The organism is Paraburkholderia caffeinitolerans, assembly GCF_902859945.1.
Taxonomy (GTDB): Bacteria; Pseudomonadota; Gammaproteobacteria; order Burkholderiales; family Burkholderiaceae; genus Paraburkholderia; species Paraburkholderia caffeinitolerans.
Genome location: NZ_CADIKL010000020.1, coordinates 99,515 through 119,535, shown reverse-complemented (window position 1 = coordinate 119,535; position 20,021 = coordinate 99,515). Strand labels below are relative to the sequence as shown.

General features: G+C 63.4%; 17 protein-coding genes and 1 tRNA gene. 4 read left to right on the top strand and 14 right to left on the bottom strand.

The annotated features are described in order from the left end of the window. Positions 1-288: 288 nt before the first annotated feature. Positions 289-365: transfer RNA gene (locus tag HV773_RS20260), tRNA-Pro, on the bottom strand. Between the two features lie 155 nt (positions 366-520). Between HV773_RS20260 and sixA the strand changes: the two genes are divergently transcribed. Together sixA and HV773_RS20250 are read left to right on the top strand one after the other, a co-directional pair. Continuing rightward, positions 521-985, top strand: a complete 465-nt coding sequence (sixA, locus tag HV773_RS20255) for a phosphohistidine phosphatase SixA (RefSeq protein WP_129562403.1) — start codon at positions 521-523, stop codon at positions 983-985. Positions 986-1,131: 146 nt separating this feature from the next. Next, positions 1,132-1,950: a GNAT family N-acetyltransferase gene (locus tag HV773_RS20250; protein ID WP_129562404.1), complete on the top strand. Its 819-nt coding sequence runs from the start codon at positions 1,132-1,134 to the stop codon at positions 1,948-1,950. A 99-nt stretch (positions 1,951-2,049) separates the two neighbouring features. Here the strand turns inward: HV773_RS20250 and ppx are convergent, their stop codons facing one another. Then, positions 2,050-3,597: an exopolyphosphatase gene (ppx, locus tag HV773_RS20245; protein WP_227875306.1), complete on the bottom strand. Its 1,548-nt coding sequence runs from the start codon at positions 3,595-3,597 to the stop codon at positions 2,050-2,052. Positions 3,598-3,868: 271 nt separating this feature from the next. Between ppx and ppk1 the strand changes: the two genes are divergently transcribed. Then, the gene (gene ppk1, locus HV773_RS20240) at positions 3,869-5,932 is read left to right on the top strand and encodes a polyphosphate kinase 1 (protein WP_162497813.1); all 2,064 of its coding nucleotides are present in this window, start codon (positions 3,869-3,871) and stop codon (positions 5,930-5,932) included. Positions 5,933-6,051: 119 nt separating this feature from the next. Here the strand turns inward: ppk1 and phoR are convergent, their stop codons facing one another. From phoR to HV773_RS20185, 11 genes are all read right to left on the bottom strand, one after another. Further along, positions 6,052-7,365, bottom strand: a complete 1,314-nt coding sequence (gene phoR / locus HV773_RS20235; protein WP_129562407.1) for a phosphate regulon sensor histidine kinase PhoR — start codon at positions 7,363-7,365, stop codon at positions 6,052-6,054. Between the two features lie 114 nt (positions 7,366-7,479). Beyond that, positions 7,480-8,181, bottom strand: coding sequence for a phosphate regulon transcriptional regulator PhoB (phoB, locus tag HV773_RS20230; RefSeq protein ID WP_035522777.1), 702 nt, complete (start codon positions 8,179-8,181; stop codon positions 7,480-7,482). A gap of 65 nt (positions 8,182-8,246) precedes the next feature. Continuing rightward, a complete protein-coding gene (gene phoU / locus HV773_RS20225) occupies positions 8,247-8,951 on the bottom strand; it encodes a phosphate signaling complex protein PhoU (protein ID WP_129562408.1) in 705 nt (234 codons plus the stop codon). Positions 8,952-8,977: 26 nt separating this feature from the next. Beyond that, positions 8,978-9,814, bottom strand: a complete 837-nt coding sequence (gene pstB / locus HV773_RS20220; protein WP_129562409.1) for a phosphate ABC transporter ATP-binding protein PstB — start codon at positions 9,812-9,814, stop codon at positions 8,978-8,980. A 15-nt stretch (positions 9,815-9,829) separates the two neighbouring features. Then, entirely contained in the window at positions 9,830-10,714 is an 885-nt protein-coding gene (gene pstA / locus HV773_RS20215) for a phosphate ABC transporter permease PstA (RefSeq protein ID WP_377729042.1), read from the bottom strand. 8 nt (positions 10,715-10,722) lie between these two features. After that, positions 10,723-11,709, bottom strand: a complete 987-nt coding sequence (pstC, locus tag HV773_RS20210; protein ID WP_129562411.1) for a phosphate ABC transporter permease PstC — start codon at positions 11,707-11,709, stop codon at positions 10,723-10,725. A gap of 263 nt (positions 11,710-11,972) precedes the next feature. Then, positions 11,973-13,004 (bottom strand): phosphate ABC transporter substrate-binding protein PstS, encoded by a 1,032-nt coding sequence (gene pstS / locus HV773_RS20205; protein WP_129562412.1) that lies wholly within the window; start codon positions 13,002-13,004, stop codon positions 11,973-11,975. A gap of 374 nt (positions 13,005-13,378) precedes the next feature. Next, positions 13,379-14,731 carry a phosphoglucosamine mutase gene (glmM, locus tag HV773_RS20200; protein WP_129562413.1) on the bottom strand — a complete coding sequence of 451 codons (1,353 nt, stop codon included), beginning with the start codon at positions 14,729-14,731 and terminating at the stop codon, positions 13,379-13,381. A 54-nt stretch (positions 14,732-14,785) separates the two neighbouring features. Continuing rightward, positions 14,786-15,589 carry a dihydropteroate synthase gene (folP, locus tag HV773_RS20195; protein ID WP_129562414.1) on the bottom strand — a complete coding sequence of 268 codons (804 nt, stop codon included), beginning with the start codon at positions 15,587-15,589 and terminating at the stop codon, positions 14,786-14,788. A gap of 234 nt (positions 15,590-15,823) precedes the next feature. Beyond that, positions 15,824-17,713 (bottom strand): ATP-dependent zinc metalloprotease FtsH, encoded by a 1,890-nt coding sequence (gene ftsH / locus HV773_RS20190; protein WP_129562415.1) that lies wholly within the window; start codon positions 17,711-17,713, stop codon positions 15,824-15,826. A 230-nt stretch (positions 17,714-17,943) separates the two neighbouring features. Further along, complete coding sequence (locus HV773_RS20185; RefSeq protein ID WP_129563361.1) at positions 17,944-18,606, bottom strand: RlmE family RNA methyltransferase; 663 nt, start codon at positions 18,604-18,606, stop codon at positions 17,944-17,946. Between the two features lie 265 nt (positions 18,607-18,871). Here HV773_RS20185 and HV773_RS20180 point away from each other — a divergent pair, with 265 nt between their 5' ends. After that, entirely contained in the window at positions 18,872-19,417 is a 546-nt protein-coding gene (locus HV773_RS20180) for a YhbY family RNA-binding protein (protein ID WP_129562416.1), read from the top strand. A 100-nt stretch (positions 19,418-19,517) separates the two neighbouring features. On the opposite strand, the gene HV773_RS20175 is transcribed toward HV773_RS20180, so the two are convergent. Continuing rightward, positions 19,518-19,991, bottom strand: a complete 474-nt coding sequence (locus tag HV773_RS20175) for a DUF4149 domain-containing protein (RefSeq protein ID WP_129563362.1) — start codon at positions 19,989-19,991, stop codon at positions 19,518-19,520. Positions 19,992-20,021: the final 30 nt, after the last annotated feature.

The following is a 20,021-nucleotide window of genomic DNA, read 5'->3' as shown; positions in this document are numbered from 1 at the left end:
GCGGCCCTCGGGCCGCTGCCTGAGACGCCACCGTACGTTTCTTCTTCATCGGCATATCCATGATTTTTACCTCTCATGATATGCCTCGCCCACAAAATGCCGGATAGGTCCGAGCCACGACGCGAAGAGAGACCACTAAAATCAACGACCATGCATGACTCCGATAGGGTCCGGCGCAAGTCGATAACATCTTCAGCCGTGCGCCCAATTTTCCGGTAACAGAACGGTAACGGATCGCAAAAACAGAAAGGGGCTACAAGCCATTGACTTGTAACCCCTTGATTTCCTTGGTCGGAGCGATAGGATTCGAACCTACGACCCTCTGATCCCAAATCAGATGCGCTACCAGGCTGCGCTACGCTCCGACGAATCGCCGATTATAGCGCTCTCTTTCCGGGATCGTCAAACCCATATCGCTTAAAGCAGATATCTTGCCCCCGCCCCACCCCGCGTGCACCATGCAGGAAACCCGCGTGGAAACCGAATTCCACACGCGCACATCCCCCAAGAGACCCCTCAAATGAACCTCATCCTCTGGCGCCATGCCGAAGCCGAAGACATCGCCGCAAGCGATCTCGCCCGCCAACTCACCACGCGTGGACGCAAGCAGGCGCAGAACGTCGCGCGCTGGCTGCGTGCGCGCCTGCCCGACGACGCCGTGATCCTCGCGAGCCCCGCCGCGCGCACGATACAAACCGCCGAAGCGCTCACCGACCAATACCGTGTCGTGCGCGAGATCGCACCCAATGCCAGCGTCGACGCCGTGCTCGCGGCGGCTGGCTGGCCCGAAGGCATCGCCTCCACGGTCGTCGTGATCGGCCATCAGCCGACGCTCGGCGAGGTGGCCGCACGCCTCTTGTCGACCGAAGAAACCCGCCGCAGTTGGGCGATGAAGAAAGCCGGCGTCTTCTGGATCAAGAGCCGCGAGCGCAACGGTGACGGCGAAGCAGTCCTGCTCGCCGCCATCACGCCCGATCTCGTCTAGGACCGCTTCGGCGCGGACCTCACCCTCCGCCCTCCCCACATCGACCTTACAGCGCGTCACCGAATCGTCATTGCGGCTTCATGGAACCGTAACCGCGTCTTACTAAATTGCCGGAAAAGTTTTCTTATTTCCGACCAGGACGCCCCATGCGAGATCTGCCGACGCCTTCCCTGCCGTTCGCTGCGAGCCTCTTCGAGTCGCATAGGCGCCTGCCGCGCGCCGAGGAAACGGTCACCGTGCAGCATCGCCTGCAGGTGGCCTGGGCGCGCAGCGACGAAGAGCTGCGCGAAGCGCAGCGCCTGCGCTACCGCGTGTTCGCCGAGGAAATGGGCGCGCGCCTCGCGGGCCCGGCGGGCCTCGACGTCGATGCCTTCGACAGCTGGTGCGATCACCTGCTCGTGCGCGACCTCGATACGCTCAAGGTCGTCGGCACCTACCGCGTGCTGCCGCCGCACCAGGCCGCGCGCATCGGCCGACTTTATGCCGAGAGCGAATTCGACCTGTCGCGCCTCGCCCACCTGCGCCCCAAGATGGTCGAGGTGGGCCGCTCGTGCGTGCATCCCGACTATCGCAGCGGCTCGGTCATCATGTCGTTGTGGGGCGGCCTTGGCGCCTACATGACGCACAACGGCTACGAGACGATGCTCGGCTGTGCGAGCGTCGCGATGGCCGATGGCGGCCACTACGCCGCCAATCTCTACGCCTCGCTCGAAGCAAACGCGCTCACGGCCCCCGAGTACCGTGCGTTCCCGCACACCCCGCTGCCCGTCGAGGAGCTGCGCACGGGCGCGTCCGCCGTGCCGCCGCCGCTCATCAAGGGCTATCTGCGCCTTGGCGCGAAGATCTGCGGCGCGCCGGCCTGGGACCCTGACTTCAACTGCGCCGACTTCCTCACGCTGTTCCGCCTCTCGGACATCAACGAGCGCTACGCACGCCACTTCCTCGGCGACGCTGCCGCACGCTAGACATCAAGCACAGAGCAGCGCCACAAAGCACAACGCCCGGCTCGCAGGCCGGGCGTTGTTGCTTGCGCGCGATCGTCGTCGCGCGTCAATCGCCTTGCATCAGTCTTCCGAATACACCACGCGATACGGAATCCCGACCTTGCCCCACTCAGCCGCTTCCTGGACCAGGTTGTAATCGGTAAGCGGGTTGTTCTGCACCCACGTATTCGGCAGCAGCACTTCGTAGCCGTTGCCTTCCTGGATCACCTTGATTTGCGGCAGGCCGACATCGGCGCGACGGCGGCTCAGGAGGCCCGCGAGGCGCAGGCAGAACAGCAGCGGCCATTCCACGTCGCGCGTTTGCGAGAGCTTGCCGAGCTTGCCCACGTGGCCGAGCACGAGCGCGGCAAGGCGCGCCTGGTCGGTGCGCGAGAAGCCTGGCATGTCGGCATTGCTGGCGATATAGGCCGAATGCTTGTGATACGCGCTGTGCGAAATCGACAAGCCGATCTCGTGCAGCGACGCCGCCCAACCGAGGAACATGCGGTTTTCCTCGCGGCGCTCTTCGTCGGGCTCCTCGAACTGGTCGTAGAAGCTCACCGCCAGTTCGCCGATGCGGGCCGCCTGCGCGCGATCCACGCCATAGCGGCGCATGAAGCCTTCCACGGTCACGGTGCGCATGTCCTCGTGCTGCGAACGGCCGAGCAGGTCGTACAGCACACCGAGGCGCAGCGCGCCGTCGGTGGTGTCGACGTAGTCGATGCCGAGCTCGTCGAACACGGCGATCATGATCGAGAGGCCGCCCGCGAGCACCGGAATGCGGTCGGGCTTGAGCGCGACGAGCTTCAACCGATTGACGTTCTCGGCCTTGATGAGCGCGCGCTTGAGGCGCTCGAGGCCGCCGCGCGAAATGCCGTGCGTGATGCCCGGGTCGTTGAAGCCGTTCGCTTCCACGAGTTCGGCGAGCGCGCGCGCCGTGCCCGATGAGCCGATCGCCTGGTCCCAGCCGGTCTTGCGATAGTCGGCGGAAATGATCTGGATCTCGCGCGTGGCGGCCAGTTCGGCCTGGCGCATGGTGTATTCGTCGACGTTGCCGGCCGGGAAGAATTGGCGGCTATGGCTCACGCAGCCGATATAGAGGCTTTCCATGCGGATCGGCGTGTAGTGCGCGCCGATGATGAATTCGGTCGAGCCGCCGCCGATGTCCACCACGAAGCGCTTGCCCGCGCTCGCCGGCACCGAATGGGCAGCGCCCGCATAGATGAGGCGCGCTTCTTCGCGGCCCGCGATCACTTCGATCGGGAAACCGAGTGCCTTTTCCGCCTCGACGAGAAATTCACGCGAGTTTTTGGCCACGCGCAGCGTGTTGGTGGCCACCGCGCGCACGTGGTCCGGATGGAAGTCGCGCAGGCGCTCGCCAAAGCGCTTGAGCGCGTCCCAGCCGCGCACCTGCGAAGCGCGGTCGAGCATCTTTTCCTTCGAGAGGCCGGCGGCAAGACGCACCGCCTCGCGCAGGGCATCGACGGGATAGATCTGGCTGCCGGCGTCGGTTTCCTCGACCCGGCCGACGATCAGCCGAAAGCTGTTCGAACCGAGATCGACGGCGGCTATCAGTTGCGGATTGGTGACCATCGAGGGGGCGAACTCCATGCGTGCGAGCGTGGCCATCCGGTCTCGCTGGGCGGCCGCCGCGCTGTCCAAATATGCCATTTTAAGCGTACCCGACTTCCCCATGTCATCCCCCGCACCGGTTGCGGCCCGCAACGCCCCCGCGAGGGACGCCCTGACCCAGCCTGCATCTTTGCCGCGAGACGTGTCGAATACGTGAAAATGGAGCGTAGAATTTATGACACACCAAATTTCATAATAACGTCACGAAACTGTGAGAATTTCCGAGCGTCCGTTCGAATCATCCCCTGGAATTCCGCATTCAATACCAATGTCCATCCGCTATCCCCTACTCAATCGCGAACTGGGCATTCTGGGATTCAACGAGCGTGTGCTTGCACAGGCCGCCGACCCATCCGTTCCCTTGCTGGAGCGTCTGCGCTTTATCTGCATCACCAGCAGCAATCTCGACGAATTCTTCGAAGTCCGCATGGCCGGGCTTCAGGAGCAGATGCGTGACAATCCGGGCGCGCTCACGCCCGACGGCATGTCGCTCCAGCATATGTACGAGCTCGTGGTCGAGCGCGCGCAGCGCCTCGTGCATCGTCAGTACCGCATGCTGCACGACACCGTGCTGCCGGCGCTCGAAGAAGAAGGCATCTACTTTCATGGCACCGATGCATGGAACGAGGCGCAAACGACTTGGGCACGCAAGTATTTCATCGACGAGCTGCTGCCCGTGCTCACGCCGATCGGGCTCGACCCCGCGCACCCATTCCCGCGTGTGCTCAACAAGAGCCTGAATTTCGTGGTCGAACTCGAAGGCAAGGACGCCTTCGGCCGCCAGGCCGTCATGGGCATCGTGCAGGCGCCGCGCGCGCTGCCGCGCCTCGTGCGCATGCCGCACGAGCTCTCGGGCTTCCAGCACGGCTTCGTGCTGCTCGGCTCGCTGTTGCAGCGCTTCGTGGGCGAACTGTTCCCGAGCCTCATCGTGCGCAGCTGCAATCAGTTCCGCATTACGCGCAACAGCGAACTGTTCGTCGATGAAGACGAAATCACGAACCTGCGCGTGGCGTTGCAGGGCGAGTTGCCCGCGCGCCATCTGGGCAACGCGGTGCGGCTCGAGGTCTCGGCGGAAACGCCGGTGCATCTCGTGAGGCGTCTGCTCGATGAAAGCGGATTGAATGAAAAGGACTGCTATTACGTCGATGGCCCCGTGAATCTCGTGCGCCTCATGCAGTTGCCCGAGAAGGTCGATCGCCCCGATCTGAAGTTCGTGCCGCACGTGCCCGCGATTCCGCAACGCATCGTCGCGAACACCAATATGTTCGACGTGATCGATCAGGGCGACGTGCTGCTGCATCACCCATACGAGAGCTTCCAGCCAGTGCTCGAACTACTGCTGCAGGCCGCCAACGATCCGAACGTGGTGGCGATCAAGCAGACCATCTACCGCACCGGCACCGATTCGCCGCTCATGGACGCGCTCATGCAGGCCGCGCGCAACGGCAAGGAAGTGACGGTCGTGGTGGAGCTGCTCGCGCGCTTCGACGAGGAAACCAACATCAACTGGGCCGCGCAGCTCGAAGCCGTGGGCGCGCATGTGGTCTACGGCGTGGTCGGCCACAAGTGCCACGCCAAGATGATGCTGATCGTGCGCCGCACGGCCGTGAACGGCCGCATGGCGCTGCGCCGCTACGTGCACCTCGGCACCGGCAACTACCATCCGCGCACGGCACGCCTCTACACCGACTTCGGCCTCATGACTTCGCAGCCGAAAATGTGCGAGGACGTCCACCACGTGTTCCAGCAGCTCACGGGTATCGGTGGTGAGCTGCAACTGCATGAGATGTGGCAGTCGCCGTTCACGCTGCATCCGAAGATGATCGAGTCGATCCGCGCCGAAGCCGACGCCGCGCGCGCCGGCAAGAAGGCTCGCATCGTCGCCAAGATGAACGCGCTGCTCGAACCCACGGTGATCGACGAGCTTTACGAAGCGTCGCAGGCCGGCGTGAAGATCGACCTGATCATTCGCGGCGTGTGCTCGCTGCAGCCGGGCGTGCCGGGGCTTTCGGAAAACATCACGGTGCGCTCGATCGTCGGGCGCTTCCTCGAGCATCACCGCATCTACTATTTCTACGCGGGTGGCGCGGAAAATGTCTATCTGTCGAGCGCCGACTGGATGGACCGCAACCTGTTTCGCCGTGTCGAGGTAGCGTTCCCGATCCACGACCGGCGCCTGAAGCGCCGCGTGATCGCCGAAGGCCTCTCGTGCTTCCTCGGCGACAATCAGTGCGCGTGGCTCATGCAAAGCGATGGCCATTACCGGCGCCGCCGCGCCGGCAAGGCTGTGCGCAATGCGCAAATGAACCTGCTGGCGAAGTTCTGTTCCTGATTGCCGATGTTGCAGTGACGGCAGGCACATAAGCCTCGATGCAAAAATGCCGCTTCAATGAAGCGGCATTTTTTATTCTGCAAGCCTGAGCAAGGTGCGTGGCGCGTTTTGTGCGCGCCTCACACCGGCGCCGGCTGCCGGCGCGCCGTGCGCGCGGCCGGGAAGCGCACCGTGAAGGTGCTGCCGCGCCCTTCCTCGCTCTTCACTTCGAGCGCCGCATCGTGGCGCTGCAGCACGTGCTTGACGATCGCGAGACCGAGCCCCGTGCCGCCCGTATCGCGCGAACGGCTACGGTCCACGCGATAAAAGCGCTCGGTCAGGCGCGGGATGTCGCTCGCGGGAATGCCGTAGCCGCTATCGGTGACCGAGAACACCGCCTGACCGCCTTCGGTACGCCACGACAGTTGCACCGCGCCGCCGTCCGGCGTGTAACGCACCGCATTGGTGGCGAGATTGCCGAGCGCGCTCAATATTTCGGTCTCCGATCCAGTCAGGCTCAAGCCATCGTCGAAATCGGCCGTGATCCGATGATGCCCGCCCGAGAGGCTTTCCGCGTCCTCGCGCACGTGGCCGAGCACCGCGCGCATGTCGATCATCTGCTCGCCGGGCGCGCGCCCCTCGCCTTCGAGCTTCGCCAGCACGAGCAGGTCGGTCACGATATGGCGCATGCGCGAGGCCTGCTGCTCCATCAGATCGAAATAGCGCTCGCGCTCGTCCTCGGAGAGCGGCAGTTCACGCATCGTCTCCAGAAAACCCGACAGCACCGTGAGCGGCGTTTTCAGTTCGTGCGAGACGTTGGCGACGAAGTCGCGCCGCATGGAGTCGGTGCGCTCGAGTTCCGTGATGTCCTGCGACAGCACGAGCTTGCGATTCTCGCCGTACGGAAACACCTGCACCGAAATCACGTTCTGGCGCTTCACACCCATGCCGCGCATGACCAGCGTGTCCTGGTAGTCGTGCGAATTGAGGTAGCGCACGAAGTCGGGCTGACGCACGAGGTGGGTGATGTGCTGGCGCAGGTCGCGCTTCGCGTCGAGGCCGAAATGCACCTCGGAGATGGCGTTGCACCACTCGATCTGGTCGTGGTCGTCGAGCATGGCCACGCCGTTGGGCGACGCCTGGATCGCCTGGATGAAGCGCGAGTGCTGCTGCTCCACCTGGCGCACCTGGGCGTGCCAGCGCTTGGCGAGCTTGTGCAGGCGGTAATAGATTTCGCCCCAGATGCCGGGGGCGCTCGGCACTTCGCCGTAGACGGGCGCGTCGAGCAGGCGCCAGAGGCGCTGCTTATGGAAGGTGCTGAAAAACATTTGGCCGATCAGCACGACAACAGCCACGGCCAGCGCGACCTTCACGCCGAAGATCGCGCCGACGCCCGCGCAGACGAGCGCGAGCAGTACAAGCGATACGAGGGCGCGCGCCCAGATGATGTTCATGTTCCTGCGATCGAAGAGAATGACGGTCCGGACCGGGGCGCTGCGGATTCGGAACACCGGCGCTGCGTGAAACGCCGCGCCGGCGTGCTACTGCCTTGACTCGGGCGACGCGTTTCAGGCGCCCTTCGCGAGACGGTAGCCGCTGCCGCGCACCGTTTCGATCATAGCATCGCACCCCGCCGGCTTGAGCGCGGCGCGCAGGCGCTTGATATGCACATCCACCGTGCGCTCCTCCACGAATACGTGATCGCCCCACACCTGATCGAGCAATTGCGTGCGGCTGTGCACGCGCTCGGGGTGCGTCATGAAGAAGTGCAGCAGGCGGAATTCGGTCGGGCCGAGATCGAGCTTGATCTCGGAGCCTTCCGCGTGAGCGGCGACGCGGTGCGTGGCCGGATCGAGCTTCAGCCCGTTGATCGCCACCACGTCTTCGGTGAGCTGCGGCGCGCGGCGGCGCAGAACCGCCTTGATGCGCGCCATCAGCTCCTTCGGCGAGAACGGCTTCGTCACGTAATCGTCCGCGCCGATCTCGAGGCCGAGCACCTTGTCCTGCTCGTCGCCGCGCGCGGTCAGCATGATGATCGGAATATGCTTCGTGCGCTCGTTGTTGCGCAGATCGCGCGCGAAATTCACGCCCGACTTGCCCGGCAGCATCCAGTCGAGCAGGATGAGATCGGGCAGCACGTCGCTGATCAGGCTCTGCGCCTGCTCCGCGTTGTAGGCACGGATCGGGCAATGACCCGCGTGCTGCAGATTCACGGAAATCAGCTCGGAAATTGCGGGCTCGTCTTCGATGACGAGAATGCTGCTGGGCATCGGCACCTCTTGACCTTAAGACCTGTTGAAACGGTTGAATGCGCGAACCAACGCGCTACATATATTTAACTGAGCGCTTCGCGTTCGAGCGCGTCGCGCGACTTGTGCCGCACGTCGGTGCCCTTCACGATATAGATGATGAATTCGGCGATGTTCTTCGCGTGGTCACCAATGCGCTCAATCGCCTTGGCGATGAACAGATAGTCGAGGCCCACGGAAATCGTGCGCGGATCTTCCATCATGTAGCTCACGAGCTTGCGCACGAAGGCGCGGAATTCCTCGTCGATGGCCTTGTCGTCGCGCACGATCTGCGCGGCGGCTACCGTGTCCAGACGCGCGAATGCGTCGAGCGCGCGGCGCAGGATCGAGACGGCCATCTCGCCCGAGACCTTGATCTCGGCGATATTGACCGTGCGCGACGCGCCGTCTTCCATCAGGCGCTTCGTGCGCTTGGCGATCTTCTCGGCCTCGTCGCCGGCGCGCTCGAGGTTCGTGATGGTCTTCGAAATCGCGAGCACGAGGCGCAAATCGCGCGCGGCCGGCTGGCGGCGCGCGATGATATTGCTGCACTCCTCATCGATTTCGACTTCCATCGTGTTGAGGCGGTCTTCGGCGACGATCACGCGCTCGGCGGCCGCGCCGTCGAACTCGTTCAAAGCCTGCATCGCCGTGATGATCTGCGACTCCACGAGGCCGCCCATTTCGAGCACCTTCGAGGAAATCAGATTCAGGTCGGCGTCGAACTGGCTGGACAGATGCTTATCGGACATGTTGTTCCCCTTCTCGGCTCGGCGGATCAGCCGAAGCGGCCGGTGATGTAGTCTTCCGTTTCCTTGCGGACCGGCTTGATGAAGATCTTCTCGGTGTCGCCGAATTCGATCAGCTCGCCGAGGTACATGTAGGCAGTGTAGTCCGAGCAGCGCGCGGCCTGCTGCATGTTATGGGTCACGATCACCACCGTGTAATCGCTCTTGAGTTCGGCGATCAGCTCTTCGATGCGGCCCGTCGAAATCGGGTCGAGCGCCGAGCAAGGCTCGTCGAGCAACAGCACTTCGGGACGGATCGCAATGCCGCGCGCGATGCACAGACGCTGCTGCTGGCCGCCCGAAAGACCGTAGCCGCTCTGGCCGAGCTTGTCCTTCACTTCGTTCCAAAGCGCGGCCTTGGTGAGCGCCCACTCGACGCGGTCATCCATCTCAGGGCGCGAGAGCTTCTCGAACATCTTCACGCCGAACGCGATGTTGTCGTAAATCGACATCGGGAACGGAGTCGGCTTCTGAAACACCATGCCCACGCGCGCGCGCAGCAGCGAGATATCGCGGTTGTAGGTGAGCAGGTTCTCGCCGTCCATCAAGATCTCGCCCTCGGCGCGCTGCTCCGGATAGAGCGCGTACATCTTGTTGAACGTGCGCAAGAGCGTGGACTTGCCGCAGCCCGACGGGCCGATGAACGCGGTCACCTTGCCTTCGGGAATCTGCAGGTTGATGTTCTTGAGCGCGTGATACTTGCCGTAGAAGAAGTTCAGGTCCTTGACTTCGATCTTCGGCGTGGCCGACATGAGGCCGCGGTTGCCCTGGGCGGGGTCGATGCCGGACGGCGCCGTAGTGTTGAGGTGACTCTCTGCCATATTCATCGGATGACTCCGCCCTTACTTATTCGAAAAGATGGTGCGCGCGAGGATATTCAGACCCAGCACGCCCAGCGTGATCAGGAAAACGCCGGCCCAAGCAAGCGACTGCCACTGCGCGAACGGGCTCATCGCAAACTTGTAGATCGTGACCGGCAGGTTCGCCATCGGCTGATTCATATCGGCGCTGAAGAACTGATTGGACAGCGCGGTGAAGAGCAGCGGCGCGGTCTCGCCGGCGATACGCGCAATCGCGAGCAGCACGCCCGTCACGATGCCCGCGACCGACGCCTTGAGCGTGATCGAGAGCACCATCTTCCACTTCGGCGTGCCGAGCGCGAAAGCCGCCTCGCGCAGGTTATTGGGCACCAGCTTGAGCATGTTCTCGGTCGTGCGGATCACGATCGGAATCTGCAGGAGTGCGAGCGAAATCGCCCCCGCCCAGCCGCTGAAGTGGCCCATCTTCGCCACCACGAGCGCGTAGACGAACAGGCCCACGACGATCGACGGCGCCGACAGCAAAATGTCGTTGATGAAGCGCGTCACGCTCGCGAGCCAGCTTTTCTGGCCATATTCGGCGAGATAGACGCCCGCGAGAATGCCGATCGGCGTGCCCACCAGCGTCGCGACGCCCACCAGCATCAGGCTGCCGACAATCGCGTTGGCGAGACCGCCGCCATCGGTGTTCGGCGGCGGAGTCGACTGCGTGAAGAGCTGCACCGAAAGGCCGCCAATACCGAGCGAGAGCGTCGTGTAGAGAATCCACACGAGCCAGATAATGCCGAAAGCCATCGCGGCGAGCGAAAGCGTCAGCGCAATCGCGTTGGTCACTTTGCGGCGGCTTTGCAGCTTCGAGCGCATGCGCTCCAGTTCCGGGCCGTAGGCCGCACCGGGAATCTTCATCATCGGTTCGCTCATCGTGCGCCCTCCGACTTTTCAAGGCGCAGCAGCAGCAGCTTAGAGATCGCGAGCACGATGAACGTGATCACGAACAGAATGAGGCCGAGTTCCATCAGCGCGGCGGTATGCAGGCCGGGGCCGGCCTCGGCGAACTCGTTGGCGAGCGCTGAGGTAATGCTGTTGCCGGGCGAGAACAGCGACACGTTATCGAGCAGGTTCGTATTGCCGATCACGAACGTGACAGCCATGGTCTCGCCGAGTGCGCGGCCAAGACCCAGCATCACACCGCCGATCACGCCGGTCTTGGTGAACGGCAGCACGATCTTCCACATGACTTCCCAGGTCGTGCAGCCGATGCCATACGCCGATTCCTTGAGCAGCACGGGCGTGACTTCAAACACGTCGCGCATCACCGAGGCAATGTACGGAATGATCATGATCGCGAGAATCACGCCCGCGCACAGCATGCCGATGCCGATGGGCGCACCCTGAAACAGCGCGCCGACGATCGGCATGCCGCCCAGCAGCTGGCCGATCGGCTTCTCGAAGTACTGCGCGAAGATCGGCGCGAACACGAGCAGGCCCCACATGCCGTAGACGATCGACGGGATCGCGGCCAGCAGTTCGATGGCGATGCCGAGCGGGCGGCGCAGCCAGGCGGGCGAGAGCTCAGTGAGAAAGAGCGCGATGCCGAAGCTCACGGGCACGGCGATGATGAGCGCGATCAGCGAAGTGGCGATCGTGCCGTAGATGGGCACGAGCGCGCCGAACTGCTCGCTGGGGGGATCCCAGTCGGCAGTCCAGAGGAATGAGAGACCGAACTTGTGGATCGTCGGCATCGAAGCGACGATCAGCGACACGATGATGCCACCGAGCAGCAACAACGTGACGATGGCGGCGCCGCGTGCGAGGCCGCCGAAAATGATGTCCCCTGCCGGGCTGGGCGCTTGCTGCTGCGCGGCGCTGCCAGGCGGGTTCGAGACGAGCGGGACGTCGGACATGATGAGCTGTTTCCAGTGGCCGCGAGCGTCTGGCTCGCGACGTTGATGCGGTTCCGGAACCGCCGGCCGCCCGGTGACAGATCGGACGGCAAATCGTAGCGGGTGGTATTACGTGCTTTGTGGGTATTACGGGCGGTATGCGTACCGCGCTGCGGGGACCACTTCGGCCGGCATGCAGCATCGGCCAGCAAGCAGAACGGGCCGCGCGCGGTGTGCGCGGCGGCCCTTGCTTTGGCCCTGCCATTCAGCAGGGCCAGTCCGCCTTACTCGGCAACTGCCTTGCCGCCGGCGTCCTTCACCTTCTCTTTCCACTGCGACTCGATTTCGCTCACGACCGACTGCGGCAGCGAGATGTAGTCGAGATCGTTAGCCGCGCCCGAACCGTTCTTGAAGGCCCACTGGAAGAACTTGAGCGTTTCCTTGCCCTGCTCCGGCTTGTCCTGCGCCGTGTGCAGCAGCACGAAGGTCGCGCCGACGACCGGCCATGCGTCCTTGCCCGGCTCGTTCGTGAGGATCTGGTAGAACGACTTCTTCCAGTCCGCGCCGGCCGCTGCGGCCTTGAACGACTCGGTGGTCGGCTCGACGACCGCGCCCGACTCGTTCTTCATCGCAGTGTAGACCATGTGATTTTGCTTGGCGTACGCCCACTCGACGTAGCCAATCGCGCCCGGCAGGCGCTGCACGAAGGCTGCGACGCCGTCGTTGCCCTTGCCGCCCGTGCCGGTCGGCCAGTTCACGGTCGTGCCTTCGCCGACCTTGGTCTTCCACTCGGGATTGACCTTCGAGAGGTAGTTCGTCCAGATGAAGCTGGTGCCCGAACCGTCGGCGCGGCGAACCACGGCGATGTCCAGATCAGGCAGCTTTGCCTTCGGGTTCAGCGCGGCGATGGCCGGATCGTTCCACTTCTTAATCTTGCCGAGATAGATGTCGCCGAGCACCGGGCCCGACAGCGTGATTTCGCCGGCCTTGATGCCCGGCACGTTGATCGCCGGCACGACGCCGCCCACCACCGTCGGGAACTGGAACAGACCGTCCTTGGCCAGTTGATCGTCCTTCAGCGGGGCGTCCGAGCCTGCGAAGTCAACGGTCTTTGCCTGAATCTGCTTGATGCCGCCCGACGAGCCAATGCCCTGGTAGTTGACCTTGCCGCCACCCGACTTCTGATAGGCGTCCGCCCATTTCGTGTAGATCGGTGCTGCGAAGGTGCTGCCCGCGCCGGTGATGTCAGCAGCTTGCGCTGCGATCGCGAAAAGCGCGCCAGCAACGCCAGCGAGCGCGGTTTGCATCAGTTTCATGTGGCCTCCAGGTGTGTGAGCGGATAAACGACACCGCGAAGCTTAGGGGCTCTCTGTGACAGTAACGTGACGATTCATGAAGCAGCCGTGACAAAACCATTACCGGCTGAAAGCCAGGCGCATCGCGCTGGATGCGCCTGCTGCAAAGGCGTGCACGCCCCGTCGAACAGGGCGCTCGTAAATGGCACGCATGCCGAAGGCATTCATTGCGCGACTCGGGGTCGGATGAGCAAAATGCCTCATGCATGTGCGGGAGGAGGCTGACGCAATAGTGAAACGTTTGCTTCAGCCGAAATGCAATACAAAACGCGGCGTCATGCTGGCTGCATGACACCGCGTTCGATCGGTGCTGGATCGCTCCGGCAACGCCCGTGTCAGGCGATTGTGCGCTTGACCGTGTCGGCGATCGATTCGGCGTACTGAGCCGTGTCGAGTTCGTCGCGCGCTTCCACCATCACGCGCAGCACGGGCTCGGTGCCCGAAGCGCGGATCAACACACGGCCTTTGCCCTTGAGCTCGGATTGCGCGTCGGCGATCGCCTTCTGGATCTCGGCGTTGCCTTTCCAGTCCGCGCCCTGCGCGATGCGCACGTTGATAAGCTTCTGCGGAAACAGCGTCACGCCGTCGAGCAACTCCGCCAGGGTCTGGCCGCTGCGCTTCATCGCGGCGAGCACCAGCAGCGCCGAAACGATGCCGTCGCCGGTCGTGTGGCGGTCCAGCGACAGGATGTGCCCCGACCCCTCCGCGCCGATCAGCCAGCCGTGCTCGCGTAGTTGCTCCAGCACGTAGCGATCGCCCACATTCGCGCGCACGAACGGCACGCCGATGCGCTCGAGCGCCTGCTCGACCGCCAGGTTCGTCATCAGGGTGCCGACCGCGCCATCGACCTTGCCGTCGGTCGCGATGCGGTCCTTCACGAGCACGTAGAGGAGTTCATCGCCGTTATAGAGCCGGCCCTGCGCATCCACGATCTGCAGGCGGTCCGCATCGCCATCGAGCGCGATGCCGAGGTCGGCGTGATTCGCGCGCACCGCGCGCACGAGCGCATCGGGCGCAGTGGCGCCCACGCCGTCATTGATGTTGAAACCGTTCGGCGAGACGCCGATGGGAATCACATCCGCGCCCAGTTCATGAAACACATGAGGCGCGATGTCGTAGGCCGCGCCGTTGGCGCAGTCGACCACCAGCTTCAGCCCACGCAGGTTGAACGCCTGCGGGAAGGTGCTCTTGCAGAACTCGATATAGCGGCCGCCCGCGTCGTTCAGGCGGCGCGCCCGGCCGAGCTGCTCCGACGGCGCGCATTCAAGCGGCAATTCGAGTTGCGCCTCGATCTGCGTTTCGACTTCGTCGGGCAGCTTGTTGCCATCGGCGGAAAAGAACTTGATGCCGTTGTCGAAGTACGGATTGTGCGAAGCGCTGATCACCACCCCCGCGGAAAGACGCAGCGCGCGCGTGAGATAGGCAATGCCTGGCGTCGTCATCGGGCCCGCGAGCATCACGTCGATGCCAGCGGCCGAAAGCCCCGCTTCGAGCGACGCTTCGAGCATATAGCCCGAAATACGCGTGTCCTTGCCGATCAGCACGGACGGACGCGAACGCGACTCCCCTGCCGCGCCAGCCAGCACCTTGCCCGCCGCGTAACCCAGACGCAGCACGAAATCCGGCGTGATCGGCACTTCGCCGACCTTGCCGCGAACCCCATCGGTTCCAAAATAGCGACGACCCATGATTCAAACCTCACATTGGCATTGTTTTGCGGCGCATTCGTGCGCCGTGTTCGCTTAATGACGCGCCGCGTCGCGCATCGCACCCCAGACCTTGAGCGCATCGACCGTCGCCGCGACGTCGTGCACTCGGATAATGGCCGCACCCTGCTGGGCCGCGCACACCGCCGCCGCGACGCTGGCCGCTACGCGCTCGGCTGCGGGCCGGTTCACGAGTGCGCCGAGCATCGACTTGCGCGACATGCCAGCAAGAATCGGATACGGCGTGCCGTCAGCCGCAACGGGCGCCGTCTCGCGCAGATGCGCGAGCAACGTGTAATTGTGCTCGACCACCGACTTGCCGAAGCCAAAACCCGGGTCGACGCTAATACGCGCCTTCGCCACGCCAGCCGCCTCGAGTTCGGTACAGCGCGCCTGCAGGAACTCGCGCACCTCGCGCACGACATCCACGTAATCGGGCTCGCCGACCTGCATAGTCCGCGGCTCGCCGAGCATATGCATCACGCACAGCCCGCAGTTGCTCTCCCGCACCGCATCGATCGCGCCGGGCATGCGAAAACCCCATACGTCGTTGATCAGATCCGCGCCCGCCGCCAGCGCGTGGCGCATCACTTCCGGCTTGTACGTGTCGATCGAAAGCGGCACGTTCGCGCCCTTCAGCCGCTCGACCAGCGGAATCACCCGTTCGAGTTCTTCCTCGAGCGCAACGGGCGGTGCGCCCGGACGCGTCGACTCGCCGCCGATGTCGATCATGTCCACGCCGTCGGACAACATTTGCTCGGCGCGGCGCAATGCATCGTCGAAGGCAAGATACCTGCCGCCGTCCGAAAACGAATCCGGCGTAGCGTTGAGTATTCCCATGACGAGCGGACGCTCGAAAGTCAGTGTGAAACGGCCACAGATGAGCGGTTCGGGCCCAGCCGCGTTGGGGAGCGCACTGGACAGCGCGTTTGGCAGATTACCCTGCGAAGTTGGATTGGACACGTCAAGAAACGTCAGATATGTAACTTAATGATGCACGGCCAGAAATGCAAAACGGGCCGATGTGAACATCACACCGGCCCGCAACTTTAGCCGACTTGGCGCCGTATCCGGTCAGGCCGGTGCGGTGGCGTTGCCGGGCTTGACCTCAGTGCCCGTGCTGCCGCCTGACGAAGGCGCATCACCCGGCGACGGGGTGTTCTTCGGCGAGCGCGGCGGACGGCCAGCCATGATGTCGTTGATCTGATCGGCGTCGATCGTTTCCCACTCCATCAACGCCGCGGTCATGGCTTCCACCTTGTCGCGGTTCTCATCGAGCAGGCGCTTCGCGAGGCTGTACTGCTCGTCGAGCACGCGGCGGATTTCCGCGTCGACCTTCTGCTGTGTGGCTTCCGAGATCGCGCGCGTGAAACCCTTGCCGAACGCACCGCCGTCGTTGTCGTCGTCGGCGTAGACCATCGGTCCGAGCGCGTCGGTCATGCCGAAGCGCGTGACCATCGCGCGGGCCGTCTGCGTGGCCTTGTTGAAGTCGTCCGAGGCGCCCGTGCTGATCAGGTTCATGAACAGTTCTTCCGCCACACGGCCGCCGAACAGGATCGCCAGACGGTCGAGCAGATAGTCCTTCGAGTAAGTCTCGTTGTCATGCTCCGGCAACTGCCACGTCACGCCCAGCGCGCGGCCGCGCGGGATGATCGTGACCTTGTGTACCGGATCGGCCTTCGGCAGCAGCTTCGCAACCACCGCGTGACCCGACTCGTGGTACGCCGTCGCGCGCTTCGCCTCTTCGCGAATGACCGCCGACTTGCGCTCCGGACCCATGAAGATCTTGTCCTTGGCGTCTTCGAAGTCCTGCATCTCGACGATGCGCTTGCCGCGACGCGCCGCGAACAGTGCCGCTTCGTTCACGAGGTTCGCGAGATCGGCGCCCGAGAAACCCGGCGTGCCGCGCGCGATGACCGCTGCATCAACGTCGTTGGCGATCGGCACCTTGCGCAGGTGAACCTTCATGATCTGCTCGCGGCCGCGAATGTCGGGCAGGCCGACATAAACCTGGCGGTCGAAACGGCCCGGACGCAGCAGCGCCTTGTCGAGCACGTCAGAACGGTTGGTTGCCGCGATCACGATGACGCCCGAGTTGGCCTCGAAGCCGTCCATCTCGACCAGCATCTGGTTCAGCGTCTGCTCGCGTTCGTCGTTGCCACCGCCCATGCCGGCGCCGCGATGGCGGCCGACCGCGTCGATTTCGTCGATGAACACGATACACGGCGCATGCTTCTTGGCCTGTTCGAACATGTCGCGCACGCGGGCTGCGCCCACGCCGACGAACATTTCAACGAAGTCCGAACCCGAGATGCTGAAGAACGGCACCTTCGCCTCGCCGGCGATAGCACGCGCGAGCAACGTCTTACCGGTGCCCGGAGGGCCGACCAGCAGAACGCCGCGCGGGATGCGCCCGCCCAGCTTCTGGAATTTTTGCGGATCGCGCAGGAAGTCGACGAGCTCGGACACTTCTTCCTTGGCTTCGTCGCAGCCTGCGACGTCGGAGAAGTTGACCGCGTTGTTGTTCTCGTCGATCAGGCGGGCGCGCGATTTACCAAAGGAAAACGCCCCGCCTTTGCCGCCTCCCTGCATCTGTCTCATCATGTAGAACCAGAACACGATGATCAGGAGCGTCGGTCCAAGGTAATACAACGCAGAAACAAGCGCATTGGGCTCTTCGTCAGCCTTGCCGCTCACCTGCACGCCGTATTTCATCAGGTCGCCGACCATCCAGATGTCTCCCGGGGAGACGATCTGATACTTCTGGCCGTCGGCCGGAGTGACCGTGAGGTTCCGCCCCTGCACCACGACGCTCTTGACCTTGCCGGCCTTCGCGTCGTCCATGAACTGCGAGTACGAAACGCCTTCCTGGACACGGGGCTTGTCGAACTGCTTGAACACCGTAAACAGCACCAGTGCGATTACCAACCACACCGCTGCCTTCGAAAACATGTTGTTGTTCAAAGCACCACTCCTTCACTCATAGACGGGCGCCTACATTTGCCTTGCGACACCACCAAAGCATTCTAATCCAGTACGCAGGGGCTCGCCATAGCGTTTCGCTAAGACGGAAATAGCCCGGGCGCCTTGTCGGGACAGCGTCTCGAAGCCAATTCGAGGCGATCTTCACAGTCCTTGCAACACGCGTTGCGCACTGGAGCCGATCTTTGACCCTACCCCGGCTGACTGAATAATTAGCGGGGTCGCTTCAGATGTTTACCCAATATAAACGTTTCGGACGATTTATCGCGCGAAGCCTTCGGTTTGCGCGCGGCCACGACCTTGAACTGATGCTTGAACTTCTCGACGATCTGGCTGTAACCACTGCCGTGGAAGCATTTTACTAAAAGGGCACCATCGGATTTCAAATGATTCTGCGAAAACTCGAGCGCGAGGTCGCACAAGTGCTCGATACGCGCGGCGTCTGCCGACGCCACCCCAGACAGATTGGGTGCCATGTCGGAAATTACAAGATCCACGGGACGGCCACCCACCGCTTCTTCCAGTTGTGCGAGCACGGCGTCCTCGCGGAAGTCGCCCTGCAGAAATTGCACGTCGGCGATGGGTTCCATCGGCAGGATGTCGAGCGCAATAATCGTGCCGTCGATCCCGCCCTCGCGCTGGTCATCGCGCTTCGAACTCTGCACGAGCTTGTTGCGCGCATACTGGCTCCAGCTGCCCGGCACGGCGCCGAGATCGACGATTACCATGCCCGGGCGGATCAGCTTGTCCTGCTCGTCGATTTCCTTGAGCTTGTACGCAGCGCGGGCGCGATAGCCCTCCCGTTGCGCCATTTTCACGTACGGATCGTTAATATGGTCGTGCAGCCACGACTGATTGAAGCGGTTTTTTGCCATTAAAGGTGAACTCTTGCTGCGTGATATCGCGCTTTTAGCGGATAATACGCGTTTAATTCGTGCGGTCGTCGCGGCCCGTCGGGTTGCCGGCGCGCGGTTCTCACCGCCTCGCTCGCCGACCGCACCACGCCGTTGCCGTTCTCCACGGTTTTTCCATTGTTTCGACGCGCTCCCCGCCTGGCGGCCCCTAATTGTGTGGCCTGTCATGCCGGTGTTTCACGCTGACTGGCGGGCGCCGTCATTTTAGTCGAGTCTGCCACATCCCATGCCCGCCCTCACTCTTACTGCCGAACAGCGCTCCGAACTGCGCTCCGCCGCTCACGCGCTCAAACCGGTCGTGCTCATCGGCGCCGAGGGACTGACCGACGCCGTCCTCAAGGAAATCGAGGTCCATCTGGACGCGCACCAGCTTATCAAGGTGCGTGTGTTCGGCGACGAGCGCGAAGAGCGCATCGCGATCTACGAAGAAATCTGCGACCGCCTGAACTCGGCGCCCATCCAGCATATCGGCAAGCTGCTCGTGATCTACAAGCCCGAGGCAGCCAAACCGAAAACCGCCACGGCCCGCGCCGGCGCGCGCGGCACCGTCAAGCGTCCTGCCGGCGACGTACCGAGCGCGCGCGAAGCGGGCAAGCATGGCGCGGCGCCTCGCACCGTGAAGGTCGTCAAGCCGTCGGACAACCCGATGCGCAAACCGAAGTCGCAAAAAGTCGTCGTCAAGGGCAATGAACGTGTCACCCAGGGCGGCAACGTCAAGCGCGCCAAGAAACGCCAGACCAGTTCGAAGCGAGCCCATCAAGGCTCGAAGTAAGAAAAGCGCGGCCAATGTGCCGCGCTTTTTTCTTCTTACCGGAGCGCGCCTGAACAACGCGCAAGCGACGCCCGGCGTAGCGACGCCCGGATGAACGCTCTCAACGCCGCGCTTGCGTACCGCGCGCGGACGGCAGCAGCCAGACGAGCCACGCACCCAACACGCTCTGAACCAGATAGAACGCGCTCGACACGCCATGGAGCATGCCAAAGCGGCTCGCCCAGGCCGAATGCGCGATGTCGACGCCTGCCCGTATCGCATTCATGCGCATGGCGTTCATGAACGGCTGCAGCGCGTAGTAACCGATCAGCACGCACAACAGCATGCCGATCAGCAGCCAGCGCAGCCGCCGATAGCCGGTCTCGCCACGGCGGATCAGCACGTTCGCAAGGCCGAGCAGCAGCACGCCGCTCACGGCGCCCACCATGCCCTCGATGCGAAAAAGCTGCGCAGCAAGCGAGCCCGCTAACGCGCGATCGAGCGAGGTGAACAGCACCGGCGCGACCGCATAGCCAATCGTCACCTGGCTGCCCACCCACAACATGGCAAGCAGCGCGAACACGCGGTGCGCCACGAGCGGCGAAGCCGGGCTGACCGAATTCGT

Coding starts and splice junctions, on each gene's coding strand:
- sixA (WP_129562403.1), top strand. CDS start 521: ATGAACCTCATCCTCTGGCGCCATGCCGAAGCCGAAGACATCGCCGCA.
- HV773_RS20250 (WP_129562404.1), top strand. CDS start 1,132: ATGCGAGATCTGCCGACGCCTTCCCTGCCGTTCGCTGCGAGCCTCTTC.
- ppx (WP_227875306.1), bottom strand. CDS start 3,597: ATGGCCACGCTCGCACGCATGGAGTTCGCCCCCTCGATGGTCACCAAT.
- ppk1 (WP_162497813.1), top strand. CDS start 3,869: ATGTCCATCCGCTATCCCCTACTCAATCGCGAACTGGGCATTCTGGGA.
- phoR (WP_129562407.1), bottom strand. CDS start 7,365: ATGAACATCATCTGGGCGCGCGCCCTCGTATCGCTTGTACTGCTCGCG.
- phoB (WP_035522777.1), bottom strand. CDS start 8,181: ATGCCCAGCAGCATTCTCGTCATCGAAGACGAGCCCGCAATTTCCGAG.
- phoU (WP_129562408.1), bottom strand. CDS start 8,951: ATGTCCGATAAGCATCTGTCCAGCCAGTTCGACGCCGACCTGAATCTG.
- pstB (WP_129562409.1), bottom strand. CDS start 9,814: ATGAATATGGCAGAGAGTCACCTCAACACTACGGCGCCGTCCGGCATC.
- pstA (WP_377729042.1), bottom strand. CDS start 10,714: ATGATGAAGATTCCCGGTGCGGCCTACGGCCCGGAACTGGAGCGCATG.
- pstC (WP_129562411.1), bottom strand. CDS start 11,709: ATGTCCGACGTCCCGCTCGTCTCGAACCCGCCTGGCAGCGCCGCGCAG.
- pstS (WP_129562412.1), bottom strand. CDS start 13,004: ATGAAACTGATGCAAACCGCGCTCGCTGGCGTTGCTGGCGCGCTTTTC.
- glmM (WP_129562413.1), bottom strand. CDS start 14,731: ATGGGTCGTCGCTATTTTGGAACCGATGGGGTTCGCGGCAAGGTCGGC.
- folP (WP_129562414.1), bottom strand. CDS start 15,589: ATGGGAATACTCAACGCTACGCCGGATTCGTTTTCGGACGGCGGCAGG.
- HV773_RS20185 (WP_129563361.1), bottom strand. CDS start 18,606: ATGGCAAAAAACCGCTTCAATCAGTCGTGGCTGCACGACCATATTAAC.
- HV773_RS20180 (WP_129562416.1), top strand. CDS start 18,872: ATGCCCGCCCTCACTCTTACTGCCGAACAGCGCTCCGAACTGCGCTCC.